This is a genomic window from Acidovorax sp. (genome assembly GCF_016783915.1).
GTDB lineage: Bacteria > Pseudomonadota > Gammaproteobacteria > Burkholderiales > Burkholderiaceae_C > Acidovorax.
In genome coordinates, this window is sequence record NZ_JADHVT010000027.1 from 1 (window position 1) to 25,902 (window position 25,902).

At 62.7% G+C, this 25,902-nt stretch carries 17 protein-coding genes, 1 tRNA gene and 1 pseudogene; 4 read left to right on the forward strand and 15 right to left on the reverse strand.

The genetic code is table 11. The annotated features are described in order from the left end of the window. The 3 genes and pseudogenes from ISS20_RS07825 to ISS20_RS07835 all read right to left on the reverse strand — a co-directional run. Positions 1–287: pseudogene (locus ISS20_RS07825) on the reverse strand (ribosome small subunit-dependent GTPase A); the annotation flags it as partial. 12 nt (positions 288–299) lie between these two features. Then, on the reverse strand, positions 300–638 hold the full coding sequence (locus ISS20_RS07830; RefSeq protein ID WP_099729612.1) for a 4a-hydroxytetrahydrobiopterin dehydratase: 339 nt from the start codon (positions 636–638) through the stop codon (positions 300–302). Then, positions 635–1,942: a M48 family metallopeptidase gene (locus ISS20_RS07835; RefSeq protein ID WP_291435375.1), complete on the reverse strand. Its 1,308-nt coding sequence runs from the start codon at positions 1,940–1,942 to the stop codon at positions 635–637. Before ISS20_RS07835 ends, ISS20_RS07830 begins: the two co-directional genes overlap by 4 nt. Before the next feature lie 37 nt (positions 1,943–1,979). On the opposite strand from ISS20_RS07835, the gene orn reads away from it, so the two are divergent. After that, entirely contained in the window at positions 1,980–2,573 is a 594-nt protein-coding gene (gene orn / locus ISS20_RS07840) for an oligoribonuclease (protein ID WP_056062110.1), read from the forward strand. Positions 2,574–2,789: 216 nt separating this feature from the next. On the opposite strand, the gene ISS20_RS07845 is transcribed toward orn, so the two are convergent. Further along, a complete protein-coding gene (locus tag ISS20_RS07845; RefSeq protein WP_143227242.1) occupies positions 2,790–2,969 on the reverse strand; it encodes a hypothetical protein in 180 nt (59 codons plus the stop codon). Between ISS20_RS07845 and ISS20_RS07850 the strand changes: the two genes are divergently transcribed. Together ISS20_RS07850 and ISS20_RS07855 are read left to right on the forward strand one after the other, a co-directional pair. Next, positions 2,968–4,848, forward strand: a complete 1,881-nt coding sequence (locus ISS20_RS07850; protein ID WP_099729613.1) for a DEAD/DEAH box helicase — start codon at positions 2,968–2,970, stop codon at positions 4,846–4,848. The genes ISS20_RS07845 and ISS20_RS07850 overlap by 2 nt on opposite strands. A gap of 142 nt (positions 4,849–4,990) precedes the next feature. Then, positions 4,991–6,460 (forward strand): GGDEF domain-containing protein, encoded by a 1,470-nt coding sequence (locus ISS20_RS07855; RefSeq protein ID WP_291435379.1) that lies wholly within the window; start codon positions 4,991–4,993, stop codon positions 6,458–6,460. Between the two features lie 12 nt (positions 6,461–6,472). Here the strand turns inward: ISS20_RS07855 and ISS20_RS07860 are convergent, their stop codons facing one another. From ISS20_RS07860 to ISS20_RS07905, 10 genes are all read right to left on the reverse strand, one after another. Next, positions 6,473–7,705, reverse strand: a complete 1,233-nt coding sequence (locus ISS20_RS07860) for a multidrug effflux MFS transporter (RefSeq protein WP_291435381.1) — start codon at positions 7,703–7,705, stop codon at positions 6,473–6,475. A gap of 174 nt (positions 7,706–7,879) precedes the next feature. Beyond that, positions 7,880–9,457 carry a cellulose biosynthesis protein BcsG gene (gene bcsG / locus ISS20_RS07865; protein ID WP_291435382.1) on the reverse strand — a complete coding sequence of 526 codons (1,578 nt, stop codon included), beginning with the start codon at positions 9,455–9,457 and terminating at the stop codon, positions 7,880–7,882. Continuing rightward, positions 9,454–11,703 carry a UDP-forming cellulose synthase catalytic subunit gene (bcsA, locus tag ISS20_RS07870; protein WP_291435384.1) on the reverse strand — a complete coding sequence of 750 codons (2,250 nt, stop codon included), beginning with the start codon at positions 11,701–11,703 and terminating at the stop codon, positions 9,454–9,456. Before bcsA ends, bcsG begins: the two co-directional genes overlap by 4 nt. A gap of 203 nt (positions 11,704–11,906) precedes the next feature. Then, positions 11,907–12,698 carry a cellulose biosynthesis protein BcsQ gene (gene bcsQ, locus ISS20_RS07875; protein WP_291435385.1) on the reverse strand — a complete coding sequence of 264 codons (792 nt, stop codon included), beginning with the start codon at positions 12,696–12,698 and terminating at the stop codon, positions 11,907–11,909. 192 nt (positions 12,699–12,890) lie between these two features. Beyond that, on the reverse strand, positions 12,891–14,711 hold the full coding sequence (gene bcsE / locus ISS20_RS07880) for a cellulose biosynthesis protein BcsE (RefSeq protein WP_291435387.1): 1,821 nt from the start codon (positions 14,709–14,711) through the stop codon (positions 12,891–12,893). A 1-nt stretch (position 14,712) separates the two neighbouring features. Then, positions 14,713–18,627: a cellulose synthase subunit BcsC-related outer membrane protein gene (locus ISS20_RS07885; protein ID WP_291435389.1), complete on the reverse strand. Its 3,915-nt coding sequence runs from the start codon at positions 18,625–18,627 to the stop codon at positions 14,713–14,715. Then, positions 18,624–19,778, reverse strand: a complete 1,155-nt coding sequence (gene bcsZ, locus ISS20_RS07890; protein WP_291435391.1) for a cellulose synthase complex periplasmic endoglucanase BcsZ — start codon at positions 19,776–19,778, stop codon at positions 18,624–18,626. Before bcsZ ends, ISS20_RS07885 begins: the two co-directional genes overlap by 4 nt. After that, positions 19,771–22,146 carry a cellulose biosynthesis cyclic di-GMP-binding regulatory protein BcsB gene (bcsB, locus tag ISS20_RS07895; RefSeq protein WP_291435393.1) on the reverse strand — a complete coding sequence of 792 codons (2,376 nt, stop codon included), beginning with the start codon at positions 22,144–22,146 and terminating at the stop codon, positions 19,771–19,773. Before bcsB ends, bcsZ begins: the two co-directional genes overlap by 8 nt. A 476-nt stretch (positions 22,147–22,622) precedes the next feature. After that, positions 22,623–22,698, reverse strand: a tRNA-Lys gene (locus ISS20_RS07900). Between the two features lie 83 nt (positions 22,699–22,781). Next, entirely contained in the window at positions 22,782–23,666 is an 885-nt protein-coding gene (locus tag ISS20_RS07905; RefSeq protein ID WP_291435394.1) for an NAD(P)-dependent oxidoreductase, read from the reverse strand. Positions 23,667–23,875: 209 nt separating this feature from the next. Here ISS20_RS07905 and ISS20_RS07910 point away from each other — a divergent pair, with 209 nt between their 5' ends. Then, positions 23,876–24,757, forward strand: a complete 882-nt coding sequence (locus ISS20_RS07910; protein WP_291435395.1) for an alpha/beta hydrolase — start codon at positions 23,876–23,878, stop codon at positions 24,755–24,757. 30 nt (positions 24,758–24,787) lie between these two features. Here ISS20_RS07910 and ISS20_RS07915 read toward each other — a convergent pair whose 3' ends face one another. Then, a complete protein-coding gene (locus tag ISS20_RS07915; protein ID WP_291435397.1) occupies positions 24,788–25,765 on the reverse strand; it encodes a GMP reductase in 978 nt (325 codons plus the stop codon). Between the last annotated feature and the right edge of the window lie 137 nt (positions 25,766–25,902).

Here is a 25,902-nt window from a genome sequence, read left to right on the forward strand (position 1 = left end):
GCCGCAATCAGGATGAGCACCTGATCGAGGTTGGCAGCAAATGACTTGGTGCGGATCTCGTCCTGTCGGTAAAACAGGTTGCGCCGCTCCTTGACCTTTTCGATGGTACCTTCTTCGCCTTGGCCGGGCGGCGGTGCTTGCCACAGCACATGGTCGCCGACGACGGCCTGGCTTTTTTTACCACGGGGGTGGCAGATGCGGCGCTCCCCATCGGGGGTCTCGACCATGCAGTGGCGGCCATGGCTGGCCACCACGGTGCCTTCCATGAGGGCGCTGCGTTCAGCCATGGTGGGCCTGTGTCACAGCGAGACCAGCGCGTCGAACTGGGTGGCACACTCGAAGTCGGTGCTTGAGATGCCGTGCACGTCGTGCGTGTTCAGTCGCACCACGCAACGGTTGTAGTGCACCGACAGATCAGGGTGGTGGTCTTGCGCGTTGGCGATGAAAGCCAGGGCGTTCACGAACGAGATCGTCTCGTAGTAATTGGCAAAGTGGTAGGTCTTCTCGATGGCGACGTTGGCACCGTCACCACTGAGGCTCCAGCCCTCCAGCTTGGCCAGGTTTGCTACTACTTCTGTAGCTGTCAGGGCCCGGCGTATCAGCGTGGACCAATCTTTTTTCTTCAACATGGTAGTCATGGGTGGACAGGGGTTTGCATGCGCGCCAGTCGTTCAGTGGCGGGCGGATGCGAGTAGTAAAACTTCACGTATACCGGATCGGGTGTCAGCGTGGAGGCATTGTCTTCGTACAGCTTGAGCAAGGCCGACGACAGGTCGGCGCCGCTGGCCTGGGCTACGGCATACGCGTCCGCCTGGAATTCATGGCGACGCGATTGTTGCGAAAACAGCGGCGAGATGAAGAAGGTGAACACCGGCACGACGAGCATGAACAGTAACAGTGCCAGCGCATCATTGGGTGCGGCGGCGATGACAGGGTCGAGCGAGATGTTGGGTCGCACGCCCAGCCCGGTGTAGAACCACACCTGGGTGGAGAGCCAGCCCAGCAACGCAAAGCCCGCCAGGCTCAGTGCGAACAAGGTCACGATGCGCTGGATGATGTGGCGGTGCTTGAAGTGGCCCAGCTCATGGGCGAGCACGGCTTCGACCTCGCCAGGCGCCAGCTGGCGCAGCAGGGTGTCGTAAAACACCACGCGCTTGGCGGCACCAAAACCGGTGAAATAGGCGTTGGCGTGCGCGCTGCGGCGGCTGCCATCCATCACGAACAGCCCCTTGGCCGAGAAGCCGCAACGCTGCATCAGCGCAGTCACGCGGGTCTTGAGCGACTCGTCTTCGAGCGGCTGGAATTTATTGAACAACGGTGCAATGAAGGTGGGGTAGATCACCATCAGCAGCAGGTTGAAACCCATCCAGAAACACCAGGCCCACAGCCACCACAGCGGGCCTGCAGCGCCCATCAACCAGAGGATCAGCGCGGCAATGGGCAGCCCGATGATCGCGCCCACCAGCAGCCCCTTGAGCGCGTCCGCCAACCACAGGCGCCAGGTCATCTTGTTGAAGCCAAACCGTTCTTCCACCACGAAGGTCTGGTACAGCGACAGGGGCAGGTCGATCAGGCCACTGATGGCGGCAAAGGCCACCAGCAATGCTATCTGTTGCCACATGCCGCCGCCCAGTGCGGCAAGCAGTGTCTGGTTCAAAGAGTCCAGACCGCCCAGCAAGGTCCAGCCCAGCAGCACGGCCGCGCCCAGCGCCATCTCCAGCATGCCCAGCCGGGCCTTGGTGATGGTGTAGTCGGCCGCCTTCTGGTGCGCCGCCAGGGCGATGCGCTCGGCAAACGGTACCGGGACCGCAGCGCGATGGCGTGCTACATGCCGGACCTGGCGCGTCGCCAGCCAGAACTTGAGGGCCAGGCCCAGCAGCAGCGCGGCTGCAAAGGCCAGGGTGAACAGCAAAGAGGGGGAAATGTCGTCAGAGGTGGGCATGTGCGGCGAGTTTAGGCCATCGGCGACAATGCGCGCCATGTCAGAAGCCAACAACCCCACCCCTGCCACGCTTGCCAAATCCGACCAGAACCTGGTCTGGCTGGACTGTGAAATGACCGGCCTGGAGCCCGACACCGACCGCCTGCTGGAGATCGCCGTGGTTGTGACCGGTCCGAGCCTGGAACCCCGCGTCGAAGGCCCCGTGTTCGCCATTCACCAGCCGGATGAATTGCTGAACAAGATGGATGCCTGGAACAAAGGCACGCACGGCCGCAGCGGCCTGATCGACAAGGTGAAGGCGTCCACGGTGACGGAGGAGGAAGCGGAGCAGAAGATCCTTGCTTTCCTGGCCCAGTACGTGCCCAAGGGCACCGCGCCCATGTGCGGCAACAGCATTGGCCAGGACCGGCGGTTTCTGGTCCGCTACATGCCCAAGCTCGAACGGTTCTTTCACTATCGCAACGTAGATGTGAGCACGCTCAAGGAGCTGGCCAAGCGCTGGAAGCCTGAGGCTTACACCAGCTTCAAGAAGGCGCAAAAACACACGGCCCTGGCAGATGTCCACGAGTCCATCGACGAGCTGGCGCATTACCGCCAGCACCTATTGGCCGTGGATGTGAAAACGTCCTAAGTTGCTGCTCCTCTTTCTTGGTGGGGAAGGGAGGAGGGCAGTAGTTCCGCGTGATGTCCGCCCCTGGGCGCGCGTGCATTACGAAGGCGCGCGAAAGAATTCGGCGCAATCGAGGTGGTTCCCCCGGTAAAAGCAAAGGGGGTATTGCGGGCAAACCCTTAATCGTGCAATAATCGCTGGCTGCGCAGGAATTCCTCGCAGATTGTGCATCTCCCCTCACACACCGGGCTTGCCAGCCGACTGTCCATCGACAGTGCAGGACTGGCGAATAATGCCCACCCGCTCCGGCCTTTTCTGCGCCAGCGCAGGTTTCGTTTGATGGTTGATGTTTTTTAACCATTTGACGAAGCCAATCGTGGGCTGCGCCCGCGACCGTCTTCGTGAGAGAAAAATCATGACCGACACCTCTTTGGTGCAGGGCGAATTCGCGCCTGCAGATACTTCCTTTGCTGCCGACATTTCCGTGCAGTCTTCCCCCCTGGACGCCGTGGCATCTGCTGTCGAAGCCGACGCTTCCGTGACCGCTGAACCCAACGGCTTCATTGAGCTGGGCCTGGCCCCTGAACTCGTGCAAGCTGTGGCTGACCTCGGCTACACCCAACCCACCAGCGTGCAGCTCAAGGCCATCCCCCTGGCGATGGGCGGTGGCAATGACTCCACCAAGTTCATTGACCTCATGGTCTCCAGCCAGACTGGCAGCGGCAAGACCGCCGCCTTCCTGCTGCCCGTGCTGCACACGCTGATCAACCAGCAAGCCGCTGCCGAAGCCGAAGAGCGCGCCGCTTTTGAACGCGCCGTGGCCGAAGCCGCTGCCCGTGGCGAACCTGCTCCCAAGCGCGCCAAACGCAAGGACCCTACCAGTTCGCGCAACTTCAAGGCTGCCACCCCAGGTGCCCTGATCCTGTGCCCGACCCGTGAACTGGCGCAGCAAGTCGCGCACGATGCCATCGACCTGGTCAAGCATTGCCGTGGCCTGCGTGTGGCCAACGTGGTGGGTGGCATGCCTTACCAGCTGCAGATCGCCAAACTGCAAAACGCTGACCTCGTGGTGGCGACCCCTGGCCGCCTGCTGGACCTGCAGCGCTCGATGCAAATCAAGCTCGACAAGGTGCAGTTCCTGGTCGTTGACGAAGCGGACCGTATGCTCGACCTGGGCTTCTCGGATGACTTGGCTGAACTGAACCAGCTGACCGCGCAGCGCAAGCAGACCATGATGTTCAGCGCCACATTTGCGCCCCGCATCCAGCAACTGGCCATGCGCGTGATGCACGATGGTGGTTCGTCTGTGCAGAAGGTGACCATCGATTCTCCGCAAGAGAAGCACGCCAACATCAAGCAAGTGCTGTACTGGGCCGACAATGCCCAGCACAAGCGCAAGATGCTGGACCACTGGCTGCGTGACACCACGATCAACCAAGCCATCGTATTCGCCAGTACCCAGGTGGAGTGTGACGGTTTGGCCAACGACCTGCAGCAAGAAGGCTTCTCGGCCGTGGCGCTGCACGGCGCCCTGAGCCAGGGCCTGCGCAATCGCCGTTTGATGGCGTTGCGCGCTGGTCAGGTTCAGATCCTGGTGGCCACCGACGTGGCCGCGCGTGGTATCGACGTGCCCACCATCACCCACGTGTTCAATTTCGGCCTGCCCATGAAGGCTGAGGACTACACCCACCGCATTGGTCGTACGGGCCGTGCGGGCCGCGATGGCCTGGCCATCACGTTTGCCGAGTTCCGCGATCGCCGCAAGATCTACGACATTGAGTCGTACAGCCGCCAGCAGTTCAAGGCCGAAGTGATTCCGGGCATGGAGCCCTCGCAGCGCGCGCCGCAGGCACCTCGCGGTGGCGATTTCGGTGGTGGCCGTGGCGCCCCAGGCCGTTCATATGACAACCGTGACAACCAGTCGCGCGGTCGCTTCGGTGGTCCCGCACGTGGTGGCAATGATCGTGGTGGATTCGGTGGTGGCTTTGGCGGCGGCTTTGCTGGTCGTGACAACCGTGGCGCCCCTGCCCGTGGTGAAGGCGGCGGTGGTTTCGCTGGCCGTGATGACCGTGGCGGCGACCGTGGTTTTGCGCCGCGTCGTGACGGTGACGGTTATGGCCGCAAGCCTGGTTTTGGTGACACAGGCCGTGGTGGCTTTGCTCCCCGTGGCGATGCGGGTGCACCGCGCGGCGATTTCGCTCCTCGCAAGCCGGCGTTTGCCAAGCCTGCTGGTGGTGCTGGCAAGCCCTTCGTGGCCCACGACGCCCGCAAGCGTCCTGCACGCCCCGCGCGCTGATCGCTGACAGTTTGGTGGCCTAGCGCCACCGCTGTTGCAAAGGCTGGTACCGCAAGGTGCTGGCCTTTTTTCATGGTAGACGCCTTTTCAGCCGCAGATGCCATCGGCGACTCGTCAATAATGGCCGCCGGAGGAATCTGCTGTGTCGTCTTCTTTATCTTCGGGTGCGGACTTTGAGCACATGTTCGGGCTGGCGCCAGTGTCGCTCTGGTTGGAGGACTACAGTGCGCTCAAGCAGCTTTTTGACCAGTGGCGCGCCGAAGGCGTGACTGATATCCGCACGTATCTGGCCCAAGATCCGGCCCGCCTGCGGGCCTGCAGCTCCGCACTCAAGGTGCTCAAGGTCAATCAGCGCACACTGGACCTGTTTGCCGCCGAGAACCAGCGGGTTCTGGAGGCCAACCTGGACAAGGTGTTCCGTGACGACATGCACGACGCGGTGGCGCATGAGCTGTCACAGCTGTGGGACGGACAGCTGGAGTTTTCCAACCAGACTGTGAACTACGCGCTCGACGGGCGGCGGCTGGATGTGCAGATCCGTGCGCGTATCTTGCCCGGGTATGAGGACAACTGGAGTCGTGTGCTGGTGTCGCTTGAGGATGTGACGGGCACTGTACGCGCTGGTGCTGAACTGCGCCGCAGCGAGCAGTATGCGCGTGACCTGTTCGAGCATTCCCCGGTGTCCTTGTGGGTAGAGGATTTCAGCGCGGTCAAGAACCTGCTCGATGGCGTGCGTGCCCAGGGTATCGACGATTTCAAGACTTTCATCCGGGTGCATCCTGAGTTCGTGACGCGCTGCATGCACGAAATTCGGGTGATCGATGTCAACCAGCAGACACTGCGCATGTTTGGTGCCGCGAGCAAGGAAATGCTGCTGAACAATATCAGTCGAGTGTTTCGCGGAGAGATGCATGAGTCCTTTGCAGAGCAGCTGCTGGACCTGTGGGAAGGCAAGACCTTCCAGCAGCGGGAGGTGGTCAACTACTCCTTGTCTGGCGACGCGGTGCATATACACATGCAGTTCTCGGTGCTGGCCGACCACATGAGCGACTGGGGCCTGGTGCTGCTGTCGCTGGTGGACATCACGGCGCGCAAAAAGGCCGAGGCTTATCTGGAGTACCTGGGCAAGCACGATGTACTCACGCAGTTGCGTAACCGCGCCTTTTACGCGGAAGAGCTCAACCGCCTGACCCGCAAGGGCCCTTGGCCGCTGTCCGTTATCGCCATCGATCTCAATGGTCTCAAGGTCGTGAACGACGAGCAGGGCCACGCAGCGGGGGACTCCATGCTGCGCCGTGCCGGCGAGGTGTTGGCCAAGGCCGTGGATGCCCCGGCCTGCGCAGCCCGCATTGGTGGAGATGAGTTCATGGTGTTGCTGCCTGGAACGGACGAGCGCGGGGCCATGGCATTGCAGGAACGCATTTTGTCGATGCTTGAACTCAACAACCAGTTCTACCCCGGCCAGCATCTGAGCCTGGCCATGGGGATTGCCTGTTGCCAGTCGGGAGATGCGGTGGAGGCAGCGATCCACCGCGCAGACCAGGCGATGTATGCAGAAAAGAACCGGTATTACCAGCAAAAGAACGTGGACCGGCGTCAGTCCGGTCCTTGATCAATGTCCTGATCAGAGGTGGACTGGCGTACGACCTATCTCGGGCCAGCGATGGTGCAGATAGATCCAGGAAAGCATGCCGATGCACAACATCAGCAGCGATGACAGTGCCAGTAAAACGGTGGAGTGCATCACCAGCGGTGCTATGAGGCCCGCCACCAGCCCATTGGCCGAAGAACCGACAAACGCCTGCATGGACGAGGCCATGCCCCGACGCTCCGGGTAGAGGTCCAATACCAGCAAAGTCACCACGGGCACCATCAGCGCCCAGCCAAAAGAGAACATCGCGATGGGTGCCAGTGCCCACCAGGCGTGGGCGGTGAACAGCAGATTGGCTGCCAGGTTCAGTACAGCCACCGAAAACATGATGACAAACCCGTGGCGGATCTGGCGCTTGGGGGGGATACGCCCCGCGAGCCGTCCACTTAGCCACGCGCCGCCCATGATCCCCGAGATGGTGAGCACAAAAAACCAGAAAAATTGCGTGGGTGCCAGCGACAGGTGCTCTCCCAGAAATGCAGGGGCCGAGAGCACGTACAGGAACATGCCATTGAAGGGCACGCCACTGGCCAGAGCTAGCAGCACAAAGCGCGCACTGGTGCCCAGCTGTACGTAGCCGCGCATCAGGTGGCGCACATGAAAGGGCTGGCGCTGCTCCACATGCAGGGTCTCGGGCAGCAGTCGGAAGTTGGCCGTCCACAGCGCAACTCCCACCAGGGTCAGGAACCAGAAGATGCTGTGCCACCCAGTGTGGACAAACAGCCAGCCTCCGATGATGGGAGCAATCGCTGGAGCCACTCCAAAGTAGATGGTCACCTGGCTCATAACCTTCTGCGCTTGTGCAGGAGGGAACATGTCGCGGATCACCGCGCGGGAGACCACGATGCCTGCCCCCGTGGACAAACCTTGCAGGGCGCGAAAAAAGACCAATTGACCAATCGTTTGTGACAGTGCGCACCCGGCGGATGCCAGCGTGAACACGGCAATGCCCCACAAGATCACGGGCCTGCGCCCGAAGCTGTCCGCTAGCGCGCCATGGAACAGACTCATGAACGCAAAGCCGAACAGGTAGGCGGACAGCGTCTGCTGCATTTCCACCGGCGTGGCTCCCAGTGCCGCAGCGATGCCCGAGAAGGCGGGGATGTAGGTATCGATAGAGAAAGGCCCGAGCATGCCCAGCACAGCCAACAGGATCGCGAGCGCCCAGCGGGGTGCTTTCCAGAGCAGATGGGCTTGTGGGTTCATGGGTGGTGGCAGATGGGTGTTAAGGGCACGCGAAAGGACATCGCACCTCCGCAGCATCGCAGGATGGTGCGAGGTGCGGATAGATTATGCGGGACGTATGCGGCCGCTTGTCGAAGAGGGGGGGCTGTTGCGCAACCCCTCGTCACGCGCCCTTCAGGCTTTATGCCAACGCCGTCAATAGTTGTAGGGAACCCATTCGCCGTTCCCCGAGCGCATCAGGTACTTGCCCTCCATGTTGCGCATGACGATCACATCGGCGTTCTCTGACACAAAGGGGGTGGTGACCGGGGCCGCAAGCCGTTCCGCCAACGGGCGTGCGGAGTCGGCGTAAGGGTTATCGCGAATCAGATCGCCCAGCAGGGTGTACAAGCCCAAGTAGCTCATCGGCTGGTTCACGACTAGGGGGCCGGAGGGGGCGGATGCCTCCGACGGCTTCATGCCCACCAGCTTCACTGCCGCAGGGACAAGGGTGATGCGGGGGCCCGGAATCTCCCGCATGCCAGACATCTGGATCTTGTCTCCGCGCAGCGATGCTCCATGCTCGGGGACCAGCACCACGACCACAGGGCGGCCTGCTGCCTCCAGTTCGGCAATGAACTTGTCGAAGTCAGCCAACAGCTGCACCAGACGGGGCTTGAACGTCTCCAGGCTGTTGCGCGAAGCCATGCCAGGCACCCTGTTGCCATCGTGCAGGGATATGGTGTTGTAGTAGAGTGCCACGGGCCCTGCGCTTCGGTCATTGCTGCGCTTCTTCCACCACTGCGCCAGCAGGGCGTGGTCGTTATAGATGGGCGAGCCATCAAAATTCTGCATGTGCACAGGTGCGCCCTGATTGGACTGCAGCTTGCCAGCAAGGCCTCCGCGCTGTTCTAGCGCATGGGCAAACTCTTCGTACACACCGTCGTGGTTGAGCAGCGCAGCGGTCTGGTAACCCACTTTTTCCAGGTTGGGAAACACATAGCACTGCGGATCAATGCCCTCGTACAGCTTGTTGTGCGGCGTTTGCCCGCAGGTGCCGTGCAATACCCGCAGCGAGGCCGGCCCGCTGTAGCTGGCGGCACTGTTGAAGTTGGTGAACAGCACATCAAAACGCTTGAGGAACGGGTTGTCCCGCTGTCCTACAAAGTCCATGTCATCCCACGACAAGGAGCACACATGCAGAAGGATGATGTCGAATGCCGGGGGCGCATTGGGCGCGGTGAACTGGACGCGCCTTTGGCTTTCGCTGGCGTAAAAGCGCAGTAGTAGGGCATCAGGCGAGGTGTCCTGGCTGGCGTTGGGTGCGGCGCCTCGGTTCTTGCCGTCTGCCGTGGCCACGGTGGCCTGCGGGGTGGCTGCCTGCTCCTGCAAGGCCGCTACCACCGGCACACTCAACAGGGCCAGCAGTGCGAAGGTCCCTGCACGTACCCGTCGGGCCAATGCCAAATAAAGCACGATACCGACCAACCCCGCCACCAGCATTTCAGGGTTGAAAACCCGCTGGGCGAGCTCCAGCCAATAGTCTGCGCTGAATCCGCTCAGCGCTTTGAGCTGTGACAGCACGCGCCCTGGGCTGGGCAGGTACGAGTCTGCATACAGGAGCGCTACCGCTGCTGGCAGGGCAACTGCAGTGCGTGCACGTCGCCACCCAGCGTGTGGAATGGGAGGCAGCATGGATAGCCACAGCAGGAGGTTCAACCACCAGTTCAGGCCAATATAGCCACCGAAGTACAGCCCCACCTTGGCAAGGAAAATCAGGTGCCAGAAGCTCATGCCTGCAGCCCTTCCTGACTGCGCTGTTTGCTAAAGGGCCATCGGCTGCGTGCCGAATCTATCAGCGAAATCCAGAACTTGCGGTAGCCCAGCACACCCAGTTGCGCGATTTCCTGCAAGCCGTGCAGGGGGCGGTCGGTGTCATGGCTGTCGTTCCATTGCCGCCAGGTGTCTGGTCGAGCAAAGGTGCATTGCACCAGGTCGATTTGTTGTTCGCGCGTCATGGGGTCGAACTGAAAACCGGTGGAGCTCTGCCCCCTGTGCAGCATCGCCGTGGCAGGAAAGGTGCATTCCGTGTCGCTGCGCCACAGTCCAATCTGCACTTTGTCCCCCACGACCAGCGGGGTGCCTTCTGGCAGTTGTAGTCCCACGCCGGTCATAGAGAAGTCGATGCAAAGGGCCTGCAACACAGTGCCATCGTCCTTGTACAAGGTCGCAGGCAACTGCGTGGCGACGCGGTGCATTCGCCGCACCTGGCGCGCCTCGGACGCAACACCCAATGCAGCACCTAGCATGAGAATGCTGTACACCGTCCACAGCAGATTGAGGAGTACTGTGGCTGTTTCCTCGGTGTTCCAGAAGAACAAGCGGAGGAGTCCCATGCCAAAGGCCGCAAAGTTGAGCAGCACCAGCACGGTGTATGGGCGGGAGATCACCCAGTCGAAGTACGGCTCATCCACCAGCCCGCCCTTGGCAGTCACGTTGAACTTGCCCAGACGCGGGTTGATAAGCGCCACCGTGGTGGGCAGTGCCACGTACCAGGCCAGCACGGTTTCATAGACCTCGGCCCAGAAAGTGTGTCGGTGCTCGCCTTGCACGTGCGCGTTGGCAATGTTCGATTGCAAGATGTAGGGCAGCACATACAGGGCGATCATGATGGCGCCCGCGTTGATGATGTGCCATTCAAAGAACAGGAAGGCCATGGGAGCGGTGAGGAACACCAGCCTCGGAAGCCCGAAAAAGAAGTGCACCATGGCGTTGGCATAGCAGATGCGTTGCCAGACCGTGAGCCCCTTGCCCAGAAAGGGGTTGTCCACACGGAAGATCTGTGCCATGCCGCGCGCCCAGCGGATGCGTTGGCCCACATGGGCCGACAGGCTTTCTGTGGCCAGGCCAGCGGCCTGCGTCTCATTGATGTAGGCCGTGGTGTAGCCGCGCCGATGTAGTTTGAGCGCGGTGTGGGCGTCCTCGGTCACCGTTTCCACGGCGATGCCACCCACTTCCATCAGAGGGCCGCGGCGGATCACCGCGCACGATCCGCAGAAGAAGGTCGCGTTCCAGAAATCGTTGCCGTCCTGGATCAGGCCATAGAACAAAGCGCCTTCATTGGGCACGCGCCGGAAGGTGCCCAGATTGCGCTCGAACGGGTCGGGCGAGAAGAAGTGGTGCGGCGTTTGAAGCATGGCGCACTTCGGATCGCGCTGAAACCAGCCCACGGCCGTGGTCAGGAAGGATCGCGTGGGGATATGGTCGCAGTCGAAGATGGCGACCAGCTCGCCATCGGTTTTGCCCAGCGCATGGTTCAGGTTGCCGGCCTTGGCGTGGTTGTTGTCAGGTCGCACGATGTAACCCACACCCATCGATTCGGCGAATGCACGGAATTCCTCGCGCCGGCCGTCGTCCAGGATGAAGACCTTGACCTTCTCCCTGGGCCAATCCAACGCCATCGACGCCAGCACTGTGGTGCGCACCACGCTCAGCGGCTCGTTGTAAGTGGGGATGTACACGTCTACGGTGGGCCAAGACGCAGGCGTGCCTTGCAGTTCGGCTGGACGGCGGTGAAGGGGCCAGGCAGTCTGTATGAAGCCTAGCACCACCACAAGCCAGGTGTAGGCCTCTGCAGCCAGCAGGCCGTAGCCCAGGAAGGATTCGATGACCGAATCGAATTCGATGGAAGAGGTCAGTCGCCACCAGGCATAGCGCCCCATCGCGAGCAGGCTGATGGCGGCAAGCGCCAGCGATGGATAACGGCCTGGCAGGCGCCGCAGCACCAGGGACAGTCCCCAGCAAAGCAGCATGAACAACAGTTGCCCAAACCAGTTGAAGGGGGTGGTCATGACCACCAAGCCCGTCACCGCGCCCACGGCCAGGATCACCCAGCGCAGACCAGGGATTTCGAGGGCAGGTGTGAGCCACTGGTCGGCCAGCCGCATGCCCTTTCCCACGTTGACGTGGGTGGCCAGACGGTCCATGGCGCGCAGAAAAAGCCGGATGGGCCAGAAAAGCAGTGTCAGCGCCAGTGCCATGGTTCTCCAGAGCCAGCGCATGGTTGAGCAAAGTCCTGCCCAAAGCCCGCGCACTGGGCGCAGCAACCAGGGCCGCAGCGCGCGCTGCGGCGAGGGAGGCAGGACAAAGCAGCGCCAGAGCCACATCCACCAGGGAGCTCCGGGGTCAACCTCCAGCCAGCCTCGGAGCCAAACCAGCGCCCTGTGTGCGGAAGCTGGGTCTGTCATGGTTTGGCGGCTCCAGCAGCGGGTGTCGGCAGCGGCTGCAACGGGGGCGCCGCGGACAGCCAACGGAAGATGCCCTGGAGATCGTGCGAGGACTGCGCGTGCGGTGCCATGCTGTTTACGCACTGCGATGTTGCAAGCGCACGTGAGAGGTTTTCGTCTTCGTGCACGGTGTAGGGCAGCAATTGGCCTCCCCACTGCTGTCGCAGTGTGCTGAGCGCCTCACGGTGCGATGTCCGGCGTGGGTCAAAACGCGCCACCGCGATGCCCTGTGCATGGGGAGCTGCTGGTGATGTCTTCAGCATGGTGTTTACATTGTCAGCACTGGCGCATCCGCGTGCGGATGCTTCCAGTACCACCAACACCGTGTCTGCGCAGCGCAGCGCAGCATCCGCAAGAGGCGAGGGCCATTGCGGTGTGTCCAGCAGTACCGTGCAGTGTTCCGGCACGTCGAGCAGTTCCATCTGTTCTTGCAGCCACTGCGGGTTGGCCTCCAGCAGCTTGTGAAGCGACGTGATGGTTTTCGGCGCAGCCGGACCGAATGGCAGAACGCTGACGCCGTCAGCGTTGTCGAAGCTGCCGTCCGCCCACCATGAGCCCTGGGCTGCGAGTGCCGCCCACCCTTGTGTGGCGGGGCGGGGCATGCCCAGGTGAATGCCCAGCAGATTCTGGGCACAGAGTTCCACGGCCAACATGTTCTGGCCTTGATGGGCGCCCAGGGACGCCAGGTGTGCGACCAAGGTGGTACGCCCGGACCCACCGAGCGGCGAAACGACAGCAATCACACGCATGCAAACTCTTTGTTCATGGGGCCTTGTGCATCCCGCCTTGCGGAGGAATGAGGGATTCGCTTGGCGGTAGGTGGGGACGATATGGCTGTACGCAGCGCAGCGGTTGGCGAGCCTGCAGGACGCGGCGCAGGAGCCAGGCGCAAGGCCAGGCCAGCAGAGCACCCAGCAGCATGTAGACAAACATCCATCCTGTCATGTGGATGTCCTCCCAAGGGGGCGCGGAACGACACGCCGTCCGATGGGATGGAGGCGCATGGGCAGTCTTGTTGCAACTAGAGGCAAGGCTGTGGGCTGCAGGCTCTCTGCGCTGGCGTGCGAAGGCAGTGCGGGTACGTCCGCTGGTACCTGCGCCACAGGCTGTGCAGGAGGATGCACCAGAGCTGCAGGTGCGGGCGCGCTGATGGCGGTCAGGATGGCACTGTAGTCCTGCACACCCTTGCGCAGGGACTCCTGTAACTGGTCGGCCATCGCGCGTATGCCGGTCTCTGAGCAGTCCGTAGCCTGCGAGGTGAACAGCTGGGTCAGCGGCAGCGCAAATACACGCTGCAGTGCCAGCTCCACATCGGGCTCCCGGCAGGCAAACAGGAACACGTAGACAGCTTCGTGGTCCGCAGTGAACAGGTCACCGTCGCGCGAGGTATGGCATGCGCGCAACGCATCGAGGTGCGGAATCTGGTCCAACATGTTCAGCCGCACCAGGCTGTGTGACAGACCAATGCCTTGGGTACGGTCGAGCATGCCGCGTACCAGCGCGCAGAACCGTGCCGGGGCCTGGTAGCCGCGCTCGCGGGGAGGCATGAAGCTGTCAAGCGCCTGTGCGTAGTCAGGGTGCACTCTGCGGGTGTGGCTCTGTGTACTGATGTCTTGCAGTAGTTGCAGCAGTCTTGAGAACCCCACCTCTTTGTAGACCACCACGGTGGCGCCCAGATGCAGCAGGGCCTGTTCGCTGTGGGTGCGCAACTTGCCCAGGTTTTCGCGCACCACGATCTTGAGGGTGGGGGGGCGAGAAAGACGCAACTGGTGCACCAGGCGAGCGCGGGCTTCAAAGTCGCTAGCCGCGCCCGCGTCGATCAGCACAGTGGACGCCACGCTGTTGGCTGCCGCCACTTCGATGTCCTCCAGGTCGTCCACGATGCGCCAGTGGCCAGGCACACCGCGCTGACCCTCTACCGATGCCCGGGTTGCCAACACACTCCACTGGTCTGCTGCAGTGACCAGCTCGGGTATGGCACCCTGGGTACGGGTGCCGTCCGCTGTAAGGCGGTGTGTGCTGACGTCGTGGACCAAGCCAAAGGCGGTCTGAAAAAGGGCCCCCATGTCCGAACCCCAGCGGTCCAGATTGAGACGCCAGCGGTCAGCGTCGGCGTTCAGGGTGGCGATGTGCATGGACATCTGGCACAGGTTGCGCAGCGTTGGCAAGAGCGCAGTGGCGTCCAGCGGTGGCGAGAACGCTAACACCACCGGGCGCTGTCGCTGGCGGCACAGGGCGCTGAGCTGGTCACTGACCCGGGCGAGTTGGGTCATGCTCAATCCGGACAACAGGTTTTGTGCGTCGCAGAGATAGAGTGCGTGCTGTGGCAGCAGGCCAGTGCGTTCAAGCTCCTGCATCAGTGGGAGGAGACCATGGCGCTGGACGTGCACCTGCATGCCAGGCGATAGTACCCAGAGCTTGATCTTGCCCGAGCAGTAGGCCGCCCGCACTGCGGGGCGTTCCAGGAGTTCGTCCAACCACTGCGTGCTGGACGCCACCAGCCCCAAGGGGCCAGCGGCCAAAGCGTCTTCGATCAGCGCAGGGAACCATACCGCAGCGCTTCCGCTGTCGGCGGCAACCAGAGAGACGGGTACATGGGAGGGCAAGTGGCCAATGCCATCTGGCAGGTCTGCAATGCCGATGGTCGTCGTCGGTTGGACGGCGCTGGCAGTGCCCAACGAGGGCCTGAGGCGCATGGCGAGCGAGCGCAGAACACCCGGTGCAGGGGGGCTCTTGCGTTGTGATGCAGATGCAAAGGACATGTCAGAAGCTCGAATAGGTCTGCACCGGCCGTGGGCGGTTGTCCAGCGGAGCCCCGCCAGGTTCGAAACGGTAGCGGCCGTACACCATGAAATTAGTGGGTGCGTAGTAGGCCGAGCGGTCCAGCTCCAGCTGCGCACCCAATGCGAGGTGTGACGTGACCTGGTACTCCAGCGCACCCCGGAACGACCGCCCGAAACCCGAGCCCGAACTGCCCGCATAGACTGGAACGCTACCGTCGGTCGCCAGCCGCGCACGTGCCAGGGACTGCAGAAGTGCGCTTTGCGGAAAGTAGTCGCTATCGCCACTGCTGCTGCGTGAAACAGAAACGGATCCGCGAGCCAGCCAGGTCAATGCGCCGCGGCGTCCGCTCCACTCCAAAGGCAGTGCGATGGACGCGTAGTTGCGCGGACTGTAATAGCCCCCGTGGCCGAAGCTGTATTCGGACAGGTCCTTGCCATAGTGCCACGCTGACACGGCAACACCGAGGTTGACCACGCCATCGCGGTGGCGCCACACATCGCGGTCCAGTGCCCATCGCAGCTGGACGCGGGTGTTGGTTGCCACATTTTTGCCGGTGAGGGCTGCCAGGCTCAGGCTCAGCGAGGTGTTGTAGGGCCCAATGTCGGTGGAAAGGCGGCCCGCAGCGCCAGTCGCTACCACGCCGCCCCACACCTGGCCGGTGATGGGGTCGCGTGCCCCCGCATACGACAGCAGGCTGCCGGTGATGGGGCGCCGATACGCTTCAAGCTTGTAGCTGTAGCGGCCCAGATCACCGGTCTTGGCCAGGCCACCCACCACATTGGTCACCGGAAAGCCGACCCCGGTGGTCCCAATGTCCCACTCGAGGTCATCCCCCACATAGCCGAAACCAAGGTTGGTGCCCTGGCCGCGTTGGCGCCGTTCAGTGGCAAAAGGGGATCCTGGTGGCAATGCCGCCACTTGCCCAAAGGTGAGCAAGTCTGAGCCGTCAGTAGGGAGGTCACCCGCATCAAGCTGCACCCGATCCACGTGCAAGAAATAGTGTCCGTCATAGCCTCGCGGCATCCACGCCACTACGGGACGTTCCCAGCCGTGCAGGCTGGAGATGCCGTCGGTGGAGCGCTTGTTCAGTGCCTGGTGCCCTGCTTCGATCCGCGGCTGGCGCCTCGCCTCGATAGCGTCGATCTCGCCTTGGATCTTGGCGATAACGGCGGGATCTGCGGGCACGGACAGTGTGTAGCTCTGCTGAAGAACCAGTGGGCGCTCTGAGTCACTGGATGCCTGGGCTTGGATGTCAGGTGCCGTGGCGGGTGCAGCGTCCTTTCCGCGTGTCTCCAGCATGAGTGCGCTGCGGAAGAACACCATGGCCTGCGCGTAGTTGCGGTTGGCCCGCTCCAGGCGAGCCGCATGCAGCAGCACGTCGCTGTCCTGCGGGAAGGCCTCCAGCAATCGGGTCGCCATTGTCCGCGCCTCGTCCATGCGGCCGATACGTTGCCATATGCGCAGCAGCGCCAGTTGTTGCCCCGCATCGCCGGTTGGGATGTGCTCCTTCAACCACGTGGCTTCGTCGGCTGCGGCCCGCGTGTCGCCTGAGCCCTGGAGGCGTGACAGGGCGTCAGCCAGCGCTATGCGAACAGACAGGTCATCGGGTTGCGCGGATGCCAGAGGTTTGAGCAACTGTGCGGCATCGGCATATTCGGCCGCAGCTATGAGCAACCGGGCCTGGGCCTGGGTGCGTTGGCGCGGCGTAGAAAGTGTGTCAGGCAGCGGCAACGCCTTGCGCGCCAGACGCGAGGCTTCACTTGTTCGACCGGCCTGGCGCTGCTGTTCGATGAGCCGCTCCTGGTGCGCTGTGTACAGCGCAACCAGCCGGGCTTCTTGCTCGGTGGTCCAGCCCGTGGCTTGCAGCAGGCGGGGCAATTGCTCGGCCAGAACGGAATCGTCCTCCGCCCGGTTGAGCAATTGGGCGTAGTCCAGTTGGGTGTCCAGCGTCAGCGCGGGTACGCGGGCCGCCAAGCGGGTGAAAACCGCTACGCCTCTTGCAGGCTGCGCACGGCGAAACCAGGCATTGGCCACGGTGTAGAGCAGGTCTGCTTCATTGCCTGCTGTTTCCTCTGCCTGGCGTAGCAGTTCCTCGACGTCTGCAGGGGGCAGCGTCGTCAGGGCTTTGGTGACCAGCGACTTGACGCTCGAGCGCCGTACCAGCGCGCGCATGGAGTCTGTCTGATCGACGGTAGGTATCCGCTTCATGTCTGCCAGGGCTGCGCTGTCATCGTCCAGGGCCGAACGTATCAGGGCACGGGCATACAACATCTCGGCGTTGACTGCGCCTGACGGAATACGCGCAACTCCCTCATCCATGGCGTGCAGCGCTTCCTGGGGTCGGCCCAGGCGAACGTAAACACGCGCGAGGCGGTGCCGTATCCACGCATCGTCGGGGGCGAGCACCACTGCAGATTCCAGCGCACGCAGTGCGGGGCCGAGGCGCTGTGCCTGAAGGTCGTCCTCTGCTTGGGCCACCAGCACATCAGCCTGGGCGCTGGATAGTTTTGTGGCGAGTGTTGCATCGCGTGCGGCGGCCTCAGCCAGCAGTGCCAACGCTTGGGTGACGCGACCGGTGCGGGCATAGAGACTCGCCAGACCTTTGATGGCGGATGTGCCGTCTGGCTCCTGCTGCAGTGCTTTTTGGTAGAGGTCTTGCGCCAGCGCATGGTCGCCCTGCAGGTCGCGAATGCCGGCCAGAGTGGTCAATGCGTCGGCACTTTGGGGTTGCATCTGCAACGCACGCTCGGCCAGGTTGGCGGCGGTGCCCAGTTCATTTTGTTCGATAGCCCTGTCGGCCTGTCGCAACAGTCCCCAGAACCTGGCGGTGGCCTGTAGCTCCTGCCATCGGCCTTGGCGCGTCAGCATATAGGCTTGGCTGAACAGTTCCTGCGCTTGCGCATGCTGACCCTGGCGCAAGCGGATCAACCCCAGGTTGCCCAGGCTCTCGCCATCTTGGGGCCGCAACGCCAGCGTTGCCTGGATCTGTTCTTCAGCCAAGTCAATGTTGCCCTGGTCAAGGGCGGTGCGTGCTGCCTGGCGGGCTATGTTGGCCGGGTCACGGGCCAGGCGCGCTGCGCGTTCGACTGCTTGCTGCATGGCAGCCAGTCGTTCCACCATCGCGTTATCGGCCGGGTAGCGCTGCAGGAATGCGCGCACACGGGGCAGGTTGGCTGGAGTGTTGGCCAGCCGGTCCAGGGCGCGACGCCACAGGTCTTGAAGTTGCTGGGCATTCGTGTCGGGCTGCTTTGCCAGCACCTCGATTTCCTGTACCACGGCCGTTGGGTTTTCGCCCTGGTACATGCGCAACTCCAGTTGTGCCAGTCGGTAGCGAGACTCCCCGGTCTGCTGGTACAGCCTGGCCAACTGGCGTTGGGACTCGGTGCTCTTCTTGGCCGTCGATCCCATGATCTGATGATATTCCAGTGCCAGCCCGCCGAGCGTGGGTGGACCTTGTGGAAACAGCTCGCGCGCCAGGTCGGCGGCCTCGACCTTGCGGCCTGCACGCGCCATCAGGCGCATCTGGGCGATTTTTTCGCGGTCGGGGCCATACACGCGCACCAGGGTTTCCAGTTCCTGGGTCAGTACGTGACCCGGATGGCGTGCACGCAAGGTGGCCAGTACACGCTGGGCCTCATCAGTTTTCTTTTCGCGCAGTGCCAGATCACCCAGTGTGGCCAGGCCTTCCGGAGAGTTGGGGTCCATCGCCAGCAGCTTGTCCACCAACTGGCGGGCCATATCGGGGCGGTTTTTGCTGGCCCACATGCGCGCGCCGCTCAGCAATTCTGCTTCGATGGCGGGCGGAGTACTGGCAAGCACACCTTGCTGCGCGGGCAGGCAGGCCGCTGCAAGCAAGGTCAGTGACGGCAGCCAATGACGGGTGTGGTGTTTCACGGTGTCCACCGTACAGTGAGCTGCCCGCTTGCCGTGAAGCGATATTGCCCCTCCATGGCGCCGAGCCCAAACAAGCCCAGCACCTGCTCGTAGTAGGCGGTAGGGCGCAACGGGCGGGCCTCCAGGCGCATGCGCTGCGATTGCAGGGTACGGTCGTCCCCCACGGCCCGCAAGAACGGCAGCACCGCTGCAGAGAACCCTGAGGGTGCAGGGCCCGAGGCCTGTGCCGTCTGAATGTCGATGGACTCTGGCGGGTAACCCTGCTCGCGCACAAAACGTGCCATGGGCTGCAGGTTATCCAGCAGGGCCTTGCGGCCTGGTGCGTTGGCGTGCAGCGTGCCAGCCCATAGATAGACACGGATCGCGTTGTAGCTGCCCTGGCCTTTTTCCTTGCCCTTGTCGTCCACCAGAAAACCCCGCTTGGCGTCGTACACGGTCCAGTCGGGGGCAAAGCCCTTGGGCGATGCGCCCTGGATGACCCTGAGCGAGCTGTCCGCCAGTTGCTTCCATTCGGGCTGCGGGTCCACAGCCGCCAGCCAGTGCATCAGGTGCATGGGCATGTAGCTAGGGTTCAGGCGCCAGCGTCCGTCTCCTTGCACAAATCCCTGGGGCGCCGGTAGAAGGGTCAGCCCAAGGCCCGGCAGGTTGGCAGTTTCTTCGCGCAGGATACGGGCAGCCAGCAGGGCCGAGAGTGCGCGGAAACTACGCACGTTCCACAGACGACCTGCCTCGCCCAGTGCGTAGGCAATCCAGAGGTCGGCGTCAGAGGCTGCGTTGCTGTCGATGACCCCCCAGGTGCCATCGGGGCGTTTGCCCCATAGCCAGGCAGGCAGCCGGGCTGTCATGTCTCCGTCGCACAGGTTGTTTTCGGTCCATCGCAGCAACTTGTCAAAGGTGGCACGGTCATTGGCCACCAAAGCAAAAAACAAGGCGTATGCCTGACCTTCGGAGTAGGTCTGCCCGCCCTCGGCATCGTCGGAAACAACGCGGCCGCCTTCGTTGATGAACTGTGCCTTGAACGCTTCCCAGGCAGGCCACCCGAGTCGGTCTGCACTGGGTTTGGGCTGTGCGCGGAGGCTGGGCAGCCAGGACAGCAGCGCGGCACCACCGCCTGCTTGCAAGGCGGTACGCCGACGAATGGGATCAGTCATGCTGGGAGGCCAGTCGGCGGCGCGCCATGGTACGCAGGGCGCCATAGACAATGAATGTCAGCAGAAGGCCAGTGGCAATACCCGCCAACGCTAGCAGCAAGGGGTGGCTGTGCAGGTGGAACCACAGGCGTTGCCACCACGGCAGGTCGCCCACGTAGTAGACCGGCTTGATGCGAAAGCTCTCGATGGCGTCGCCCCGCATCAGGCCCAGATCGCCGCGCAGGCTCTTGATCTTGCCCGCATCGTTCAGGCTCTGGCTCAACAGCCCCATGGCTTCCTTGTCAGTGGCCGTGAGCGCCACCACACTGCGTCCGCTGTGCAAGGGCGACTCGAACCCTGTGACCGCCGCCAGCGGTCCCGTGCCCTGCAGCACGGCCTGTCCTCCGGAGGCGGACAGACGGTGCTCGGACTCCAGGTTGAACAGCTCGATGAACGAGCCCAGCGCGCGTTCCAGGGGCTGCACCGACCGGGCGCCAGCGGCCAGCAGGGCTGGCAGGTGGTTCTTCCATTGCTCCAGCAAACCATCGGCGTCTGCATGCGACACGATCAGGATGTCTGTGTCACCCGCCTTGTTGGCGTCCGCAGCGCGCAGCAGCTGAAAGCGGGTGCCTGGATAGCCAGTCGAGGCGCTCATGCGGCCTACGGAGGTCAGGAAGACCTCGATGTCTGCGGTGCTGGGCTGGTTGGGCAAGATGATGGAGGTCTGGGCCAGGTCGGGCACCCGGGTGAAGGGAAAGCCGCTGTTGGCATAGGCCGCCAGATTGGGCATGGCCAGGTAGTGGCGAAAACCTGTCAGGTCGATGGTGGACTGCGGATCAATGGCCGCAAACAGTTCGGTGGGGGGCGCGGACTTGCAGCGGCCCAAGTCGTTGGGTGGGATCTGGAACGCGAACTGCAGCTGGTTGTCGCCGCCGATCATGAAGGCGGGGATCTTCAGGTCCGAACGGTTTTGCGCGTTGCCATCGTCGAACAGGGGCAGCATCACGGTGTTCTTGCCGCTGGTGCGCTCATCGCGCGACTGCAGCGGGTAGGACTGGATGAACTGGTTGTTGATGGAGATGTTCAGGCTGCCATTGTCCGAAACGCTGCTGGGGGTGTAGCGGTAGGCCAGGTCTAGTGGCACGCCCTTGGCGTTCCAGGTGAACAGGTCTGGGGCCATACGGGTGTAGATGTTCACCGTGTCATTGAGCACCGTGCCGCGCAGTTGCAGGTCCGAGGGGCTGCCCACAAGCTCGGCCAGCTTCACGGGCCGCTGGGTGGTTATCCAGCGCGGGGCGTCGTAGGGCTTGGTCAGTGCGGGATAGTCCAGCGATTTGACTGCAATGGTTTGCCCAGACAAAACCGCTTTGCCCAGGGCCAAGGCGTCGGCCGCCATCTGCAGCTGGGCGTCGTCCTTGCCCAGCACCAGCAGCAGTTTGGCCCCCGGCACTTCGGGGTGGTTGACCATGGAGATCGTAGGCTCGGTCACCGGCGCCATGTCCTGCAGGAACGCGGGGCGTTGGCCGTTGGTGGCCAGCACCACGGCATGCGAGCGCGGCAACTGGTTCTCCAGCACGGGGAACTGGTTGCCTCGGTAGCCTGCGAGCATGCCGATCCAGCTGGCGATGGAGCCCGATGCCTTGAGCGTGCCGGTGCTGGGTTGGCTACCGAACACAAATGGCAGCTTCACGGGGCGGTTGTCGCGGGGGTCGAAAAACGGAGCAGGCAGCAGCGCGAGGTCGTTGCGCAGGGGGATCTGCCGCAACGAAAGCTCCAGCTGGCTATCGTTGCTGATGGTGGCCCACAGGCTTGAATGGGTGGGCGTCTCGCATTCCATCGTGTAGTGGCCGATGAACTGGAAGCGGAACCGGTTGTAGTCGGTGAAATAGCGCGGGTCAATGTTGAGTTCGACCGTCTGCGGCGTGCCCAGCCGCTCCTTGTCCAGCACCACGGTCTGCAAGGTTTCGTCGTTGAGCATCAGCTTGAGATGCGACAGTGACGGGATCAATGCGGGCGACAGCGTGAAGGTCAGGCGCAGTTTGGCGGCTTCCACGACCTCGTCACGCCTTACGCCCACCCCCACGCTGGCTTCACTCTCCACGCCGCGCAATGCGATTGGGCGCCCAACGCCCAGTTCCTTCAGGCTGACTTTCCACTGCCGTGCGGGTAGCGCAGGAGTGGTCAATGGATTGGTTTCGCGCGCGCTGTCGCTGGTCTGCACTGCGCGGGCGACCTCACGCTCCTGGCGTACCAGTGCCTTCTCTTTGGCAGCAGTGTTGCGGGCCTTGATTGTCTGGGCGTTGGCTTGCGGGGTGGGGGCAGAAATCAGCCCGGCAGTGATCAGCGCGATAAAAAGGGGGAGTGCACGGGTGGCGGAAATGGATTTCACAGTGTTCTTTTTACTGGCTCGTACCTGGCGGATGGGCGCATCGGATCCATGCCTGGGTGGTGTCACTTGTATGACAAAGTGTATCGAAGGGAGCGTGCCGTGCCGCTTCGCAAGACATTTGTTTGCAATTGCTGCCTCAGCATTGTTGCCGCCCGACTGAAACAGGTACGCGAAGAGTAGATGCCTGGATTCATGGTTCGAAAAAACGGTGCGCATCTGTGGCGCTGCCTGGTCACCATGGCATGGTGGGCTCACAGCGGGCAGAGCACGCGGCGGTTCTCGCAAAGACACATCCGTTGCCACCCGTGGAGGGCGGACACCGGGGCCGTGGGCCCCAGGCGGCCAGACGATGGTGCTGCCGGCGGACGACTCCGGGCCATGGGGCCGGGCTGCCGCGAGCGGGGAAGCAATCGGTCTGAAAACAAAAAAGCCTGCTACTTATGGGTAACAGGCTTTTTGTGCCTTGCGGCTTGATTTGGTGGGTCCTGAGTGACTCGAACACTCGACCTACGGATTAAGAGTCCGCTGCTCTACCAACTGAGCTAAGAACCCAAATCTTTTAAATTTGTCTGCATTGCTGCAGAGCCTCGAATTATGCACTAATTTTTTAGCACTCTGCAAGTCGTGCTCAAAAATTATTGCATTGCGTTGCGACTGGCCAGCTCTACAAAGAGACCGCTGTGGTCCAGTTCGCCCAGACCGTGGTCCACACCCTCGGCATACAGCGCCTCGAACAATGCGGTGATGGGGGCGTCGAAACCCGTCTCCCTGGCCGTGGCCAGAGCATTGCGCATGTCCTTGAGCTGGACAGCCATGCGGCCCCGGGGCGCAAAGTCGCGTTCCACCATGCGCTGACCATGCAACTGCAGGATGCGGCTGTCGGCAAAACCACCACTGATGGCCTCGCGGACCTTAGCCATATCGGCACCACCCTTGGCGGCAAAAAGCAGCGCTTCGGCCACGGCGCCAATCGTGATGCCCACGATCATCTGGTTGGCAAGTTTGGCCAGTTGCCCGGCGCCGTGTGGCCCCACATGCGTGGCGCGCCCCAGGCAGGCGAACACGGGCCGGGCACGGGCAAAGTCTTCAGGCCGTCCGCCAGCCATGATGGCCAGGGTGCCAGCTTCGGCACCGACGGTGCCACCCGATACCGGTGCGTCCAGGTGGGTCAGGCCCAGCTCGCCCAGGCGGGCCGCGTGGTCGCGGGCCTCGCTGGGCTGTATGGAGGCCATGTCAATGAAAAGAGCGCCTGGGCGCATCGCCCGGGCAGTGCCCTGTTCAAACAGGACCTGGCCCACGACCGGGCCGTTCTCAAGCAGACTGATGGCAATGTAGGCGTCCTTGACGGCATCGGCAGGGCTGCCGTGCACGGTCACCCCCCATTGCGTCAGCGGTTCTGCCTTGGCGCGGGTGCGGTTCCAGGCGTGCACCCTGTGGCCTGCTTCGCTGAGCCGCCTGGCCATGGGCAACCCCATCATGCCAATGCCAAGAACGGCGATGCGAAGCGGTGTGGTGGTCATGGCGTTGCTCTGCTGCGAAAAGGTATTCAAGGGCGTCTCTGTTGGCATCATGTGCCTTTTTGGCGCTGCAGCCTGTCACGGAGCTTGCAGCGTACGGCGATTGGCCAGATGATTCTGTAGCACCAGCGTCATTTCTGTGCCTGCCGAGCCTTCAGAGGGCGCACCCCACCGCGCGGAATGTAGCCTGCACTACACGGAGACCACTGCCCATGACCTTGCCCCTGTATGACCCCGCCTGGCTGGAGCGCATGTACAACAACCGCGCCCTGGTCCCTGACCACATGGACTACTTCCAGCGTTGGGCGCAAGACTCGGCCCAGGTACGCGCCAATGTCCCCTGTGCGCTGGATGTGACCTATGGCACAGGTGTCGGGGAAACCCTGGACGTGTTTCCGTCCACCCGCACCGCGGGTGGGCCGGTGCCGGTACTGGTGTTCATCCACGGCGGTTACTGGCGGTCGCTCGACAAATCCGATCACTCGTTCATCGCGCCGCCCTTCACCCAGGCCGGGTTTTGTGTGGTGGTGGTGAACTACGCGCTGTGCCCGGGCACTCCGCAGGCGCCGGTGACCATTCCTCACATCGCGCGGCAGATGGAGAAGGCTCTGGGTTGGGTGTGGCACCACATTGCTGCCCATGGTGGCGACCCCCAGCGGATCACCGTGGCGGGGCATTCTGCTGGCGGGCAACTGGCGGCGCTGCTGCTCACCAGCGTGTGGTCGCTCATCGGCAAGGGCTTGCCAGATGGCTTGGTGCGCAATGCGCTGTCGATCTCTGGGGTGCACGATCTCGAACCCGTCATGCATACGCCCATGTACCAGTCGGTGTTGCACCTGACCGAGCAGCAGGTACTGCAATGCAGCCCTGCGCGTTTGCTGGAGCCGCCCACCGGCACACTGTATTGCGCCGTCGGGGCCGATGAAAGCCCCGAGTTCCTGCGCCAGAACCAGCTCATGCAAGACGCCTGGGGCAGCCATTTCGTGCCCCGCAGCGTGGCCTTGCCGGGGTTGAACCACTTCAGCATCGTGGATGCCCTGGCCAAGCCCGGCCATGACCTGCACCACATGGCGCAGAACCTGCTGCGGGCCTGACCGCGCCGGAATCCGCGCCCGGCTTCTGGGTTACATCAGCAGGTGTTCGCCTGCGTTGTCGCCGCCCAGGATCACATAGTTGACCTTGCGCACGTCCATCAGCTTGGTGCCGCCCGAGTAGCTGATGGAGCTTTGCACGTCCTGCTCCATCTCGATCAGCGTCTCGGCCAGTTTGCCCTTGATAGGTTCCAGGATGCGCTTGCCTTCGACATGCTTGTACTCGCCTTTGTTGAAGTCGCTGGCCGAGCCGTAGTACTCCTTGAATAGCGCGCCGTCCACTTCCACCGTTTTGCCTGGTGACTCCTCGTGGCCCGCAAACAGCGAGCCGATCATCACCATGCTGGCGCCAAAGCGGATGCTCTTGGCGATGTCGCCGTGGCTGCGGATGCCGCCATCGGCAATGATGGGCTTGGTGGCCACGCGGGCACACCACTTGAGCGCGCTGAGCTGCCAGCCACCCGTGCCAAAACCGGTCTTGAGCTTGGTGATGCACACCTTGCCCGGGCCTACGCCCACCTTGGTGGCATCGGCGCCCCAGTTTTCCAGGTCGATGATGGCTTCGGGTGTGGCTACGTTACCCGCGATCACAAACGACTGGGGCAGGTGCTTTTTGAGGTAGCCAATCATGTTCTTCACACTGTCGGCATGGCCATGGGCGATGTCGATGGTGATGTATTCGGGCGTGAGTCCCAAGGCCACCAGCTGGTCCACCGTGTCGTAGTCGGGTTGCTTGACGCCGAGCGAGATCGACGCGTAGCAGCCCTTGGCGTGCATGTCCTTGACGAACTGGATGTTGTCCAGGTCAAAGCGGTGCATGACGTAGAAGTAACCGTTCTGCGCCATCCAGGTGCAGATGGTTTCGTCCACCACGGTCTTCATGTTGGCGGGCACCACCGGCAGGCGAAAGCGGCGGCCGCCCAGCTCCACGCTGGCGTCGCATTCCGAGCGGCTTTCCACGCGGCACTTGCGAGGCAGCAGCAGGATGTTGTCGTAGTCGAAGATTTCCATGAGATTCCAAGCTCCATAAAGGGACGCCGCCAAACTATTTCGACGGCGGTGGGCGCTTGGCTGTCAGACCGGCTTTGCGAGAGTGAACGTGAGAGTCACTCCGAACCCTGCTGAGCGCAGGCACAAAAAACCGGGCG

Excerpts from the sequence above, each read along its gene's own strand:
- ISS20_RS07830 (WP_099729612.1), bottom strand. The coding sequence starts at position 638 with ATGACTACCATGTTGAAGAAAAAAGATTGGTCCACGCTGATACGCCGG.
- ISS20_RS07835 (WP_291435375.1), bottom strand. The coding sequence starts at position 1,942 with ATGCCCACCTCTGACGACATTTCCCCCTCTTTGCTGTTCACCCTGGCC.
- orn (WP_056062110.1), top strand. The coding sequence starts at position 1,980 with ATGTCAGAAGCCAACAACCCCACCCCTGCCACGCTTGCCAAATCCGAC.
- ISS20_RS07850 (WP_099729613.1), top strand. The coding sequence starts at position 2,968 with ATGACCGACACCTCTTTGGTGCAGGGCGAATTCGCGCCTGCAGATACT.
- ISS20_RS07845 (WP_143227242.1), bottom strand. The coding sequence starts at position 2,969 with ATGATTTTTCTCTCACGAAGACGGTCGCGGGCGCAGCCCACGATTGGC.
- ISS20_RS07860 (WP_291435381.1), bottom strand. The coding sequence starts at position 7,705 with ATGAACCCACAAGCCCATCTGCTCTGGAAAGCACCCCGCTGGGCGCTC.
- bcsG (WP_291435382.1), bottom strand. The coding sequence starts at position 9,457 with ATGAGCTTCTGGCACCTGATTTTCCTTGCCAAGGTGGGGCTGTACTTC.
- bcsA (WP_291435384.1), bottom strand. The coding sequence starts at position 11,703 with ATGGCACTGGCGCTGACACTGCTTTTCTGGCCCATCCGGCTTTTTCTG.
- bcsQ (WP_291435385.1), bottom strand. The coding sequence starts at position 12,698 with ATGCGTGTGATTGCTGTCGTTTCGCCGCTCGGTGGGTCCGGGCGTACC.
- bcsE (WP_291435387.1), bottom strand. The coding sequence starts at position 14,711 with ATGTCCTTTGCATCTGCATCACAACGCAAGAGCCCCCCTGCACCGGGT.
- bcsZ (WP_291435391.1), bottom strand. The coding sequence starts at position 19,778 with ATGACTGATCCCATTCGTCGGCGTACCGCCTTGCAAGCAGGCGGTGGT.
- ISS20_RS07905 (WP_291435394.1), bottom strand. The coding sequence starts at position 23,666 with ATGACCACCACACCGCTTCGCATCGCCGTTCTTGGCATTGGCATGATG.
- ISS20_RS07910 (WP_291435395.1), top strand. The coding sequence starts at position 23,876 with ATGACCTTGCCCCTGTATGACCCCGCCTGGCTGGAGCGCATGTACAAC.
- ISS20_RS07915 (WP_291435397.1), bottom strand. The coding sequence starts at position 25,765 with ATGGAAATCTTCGACTACGACAACATCCTGCTGCTGCCTCGCAAGTGC.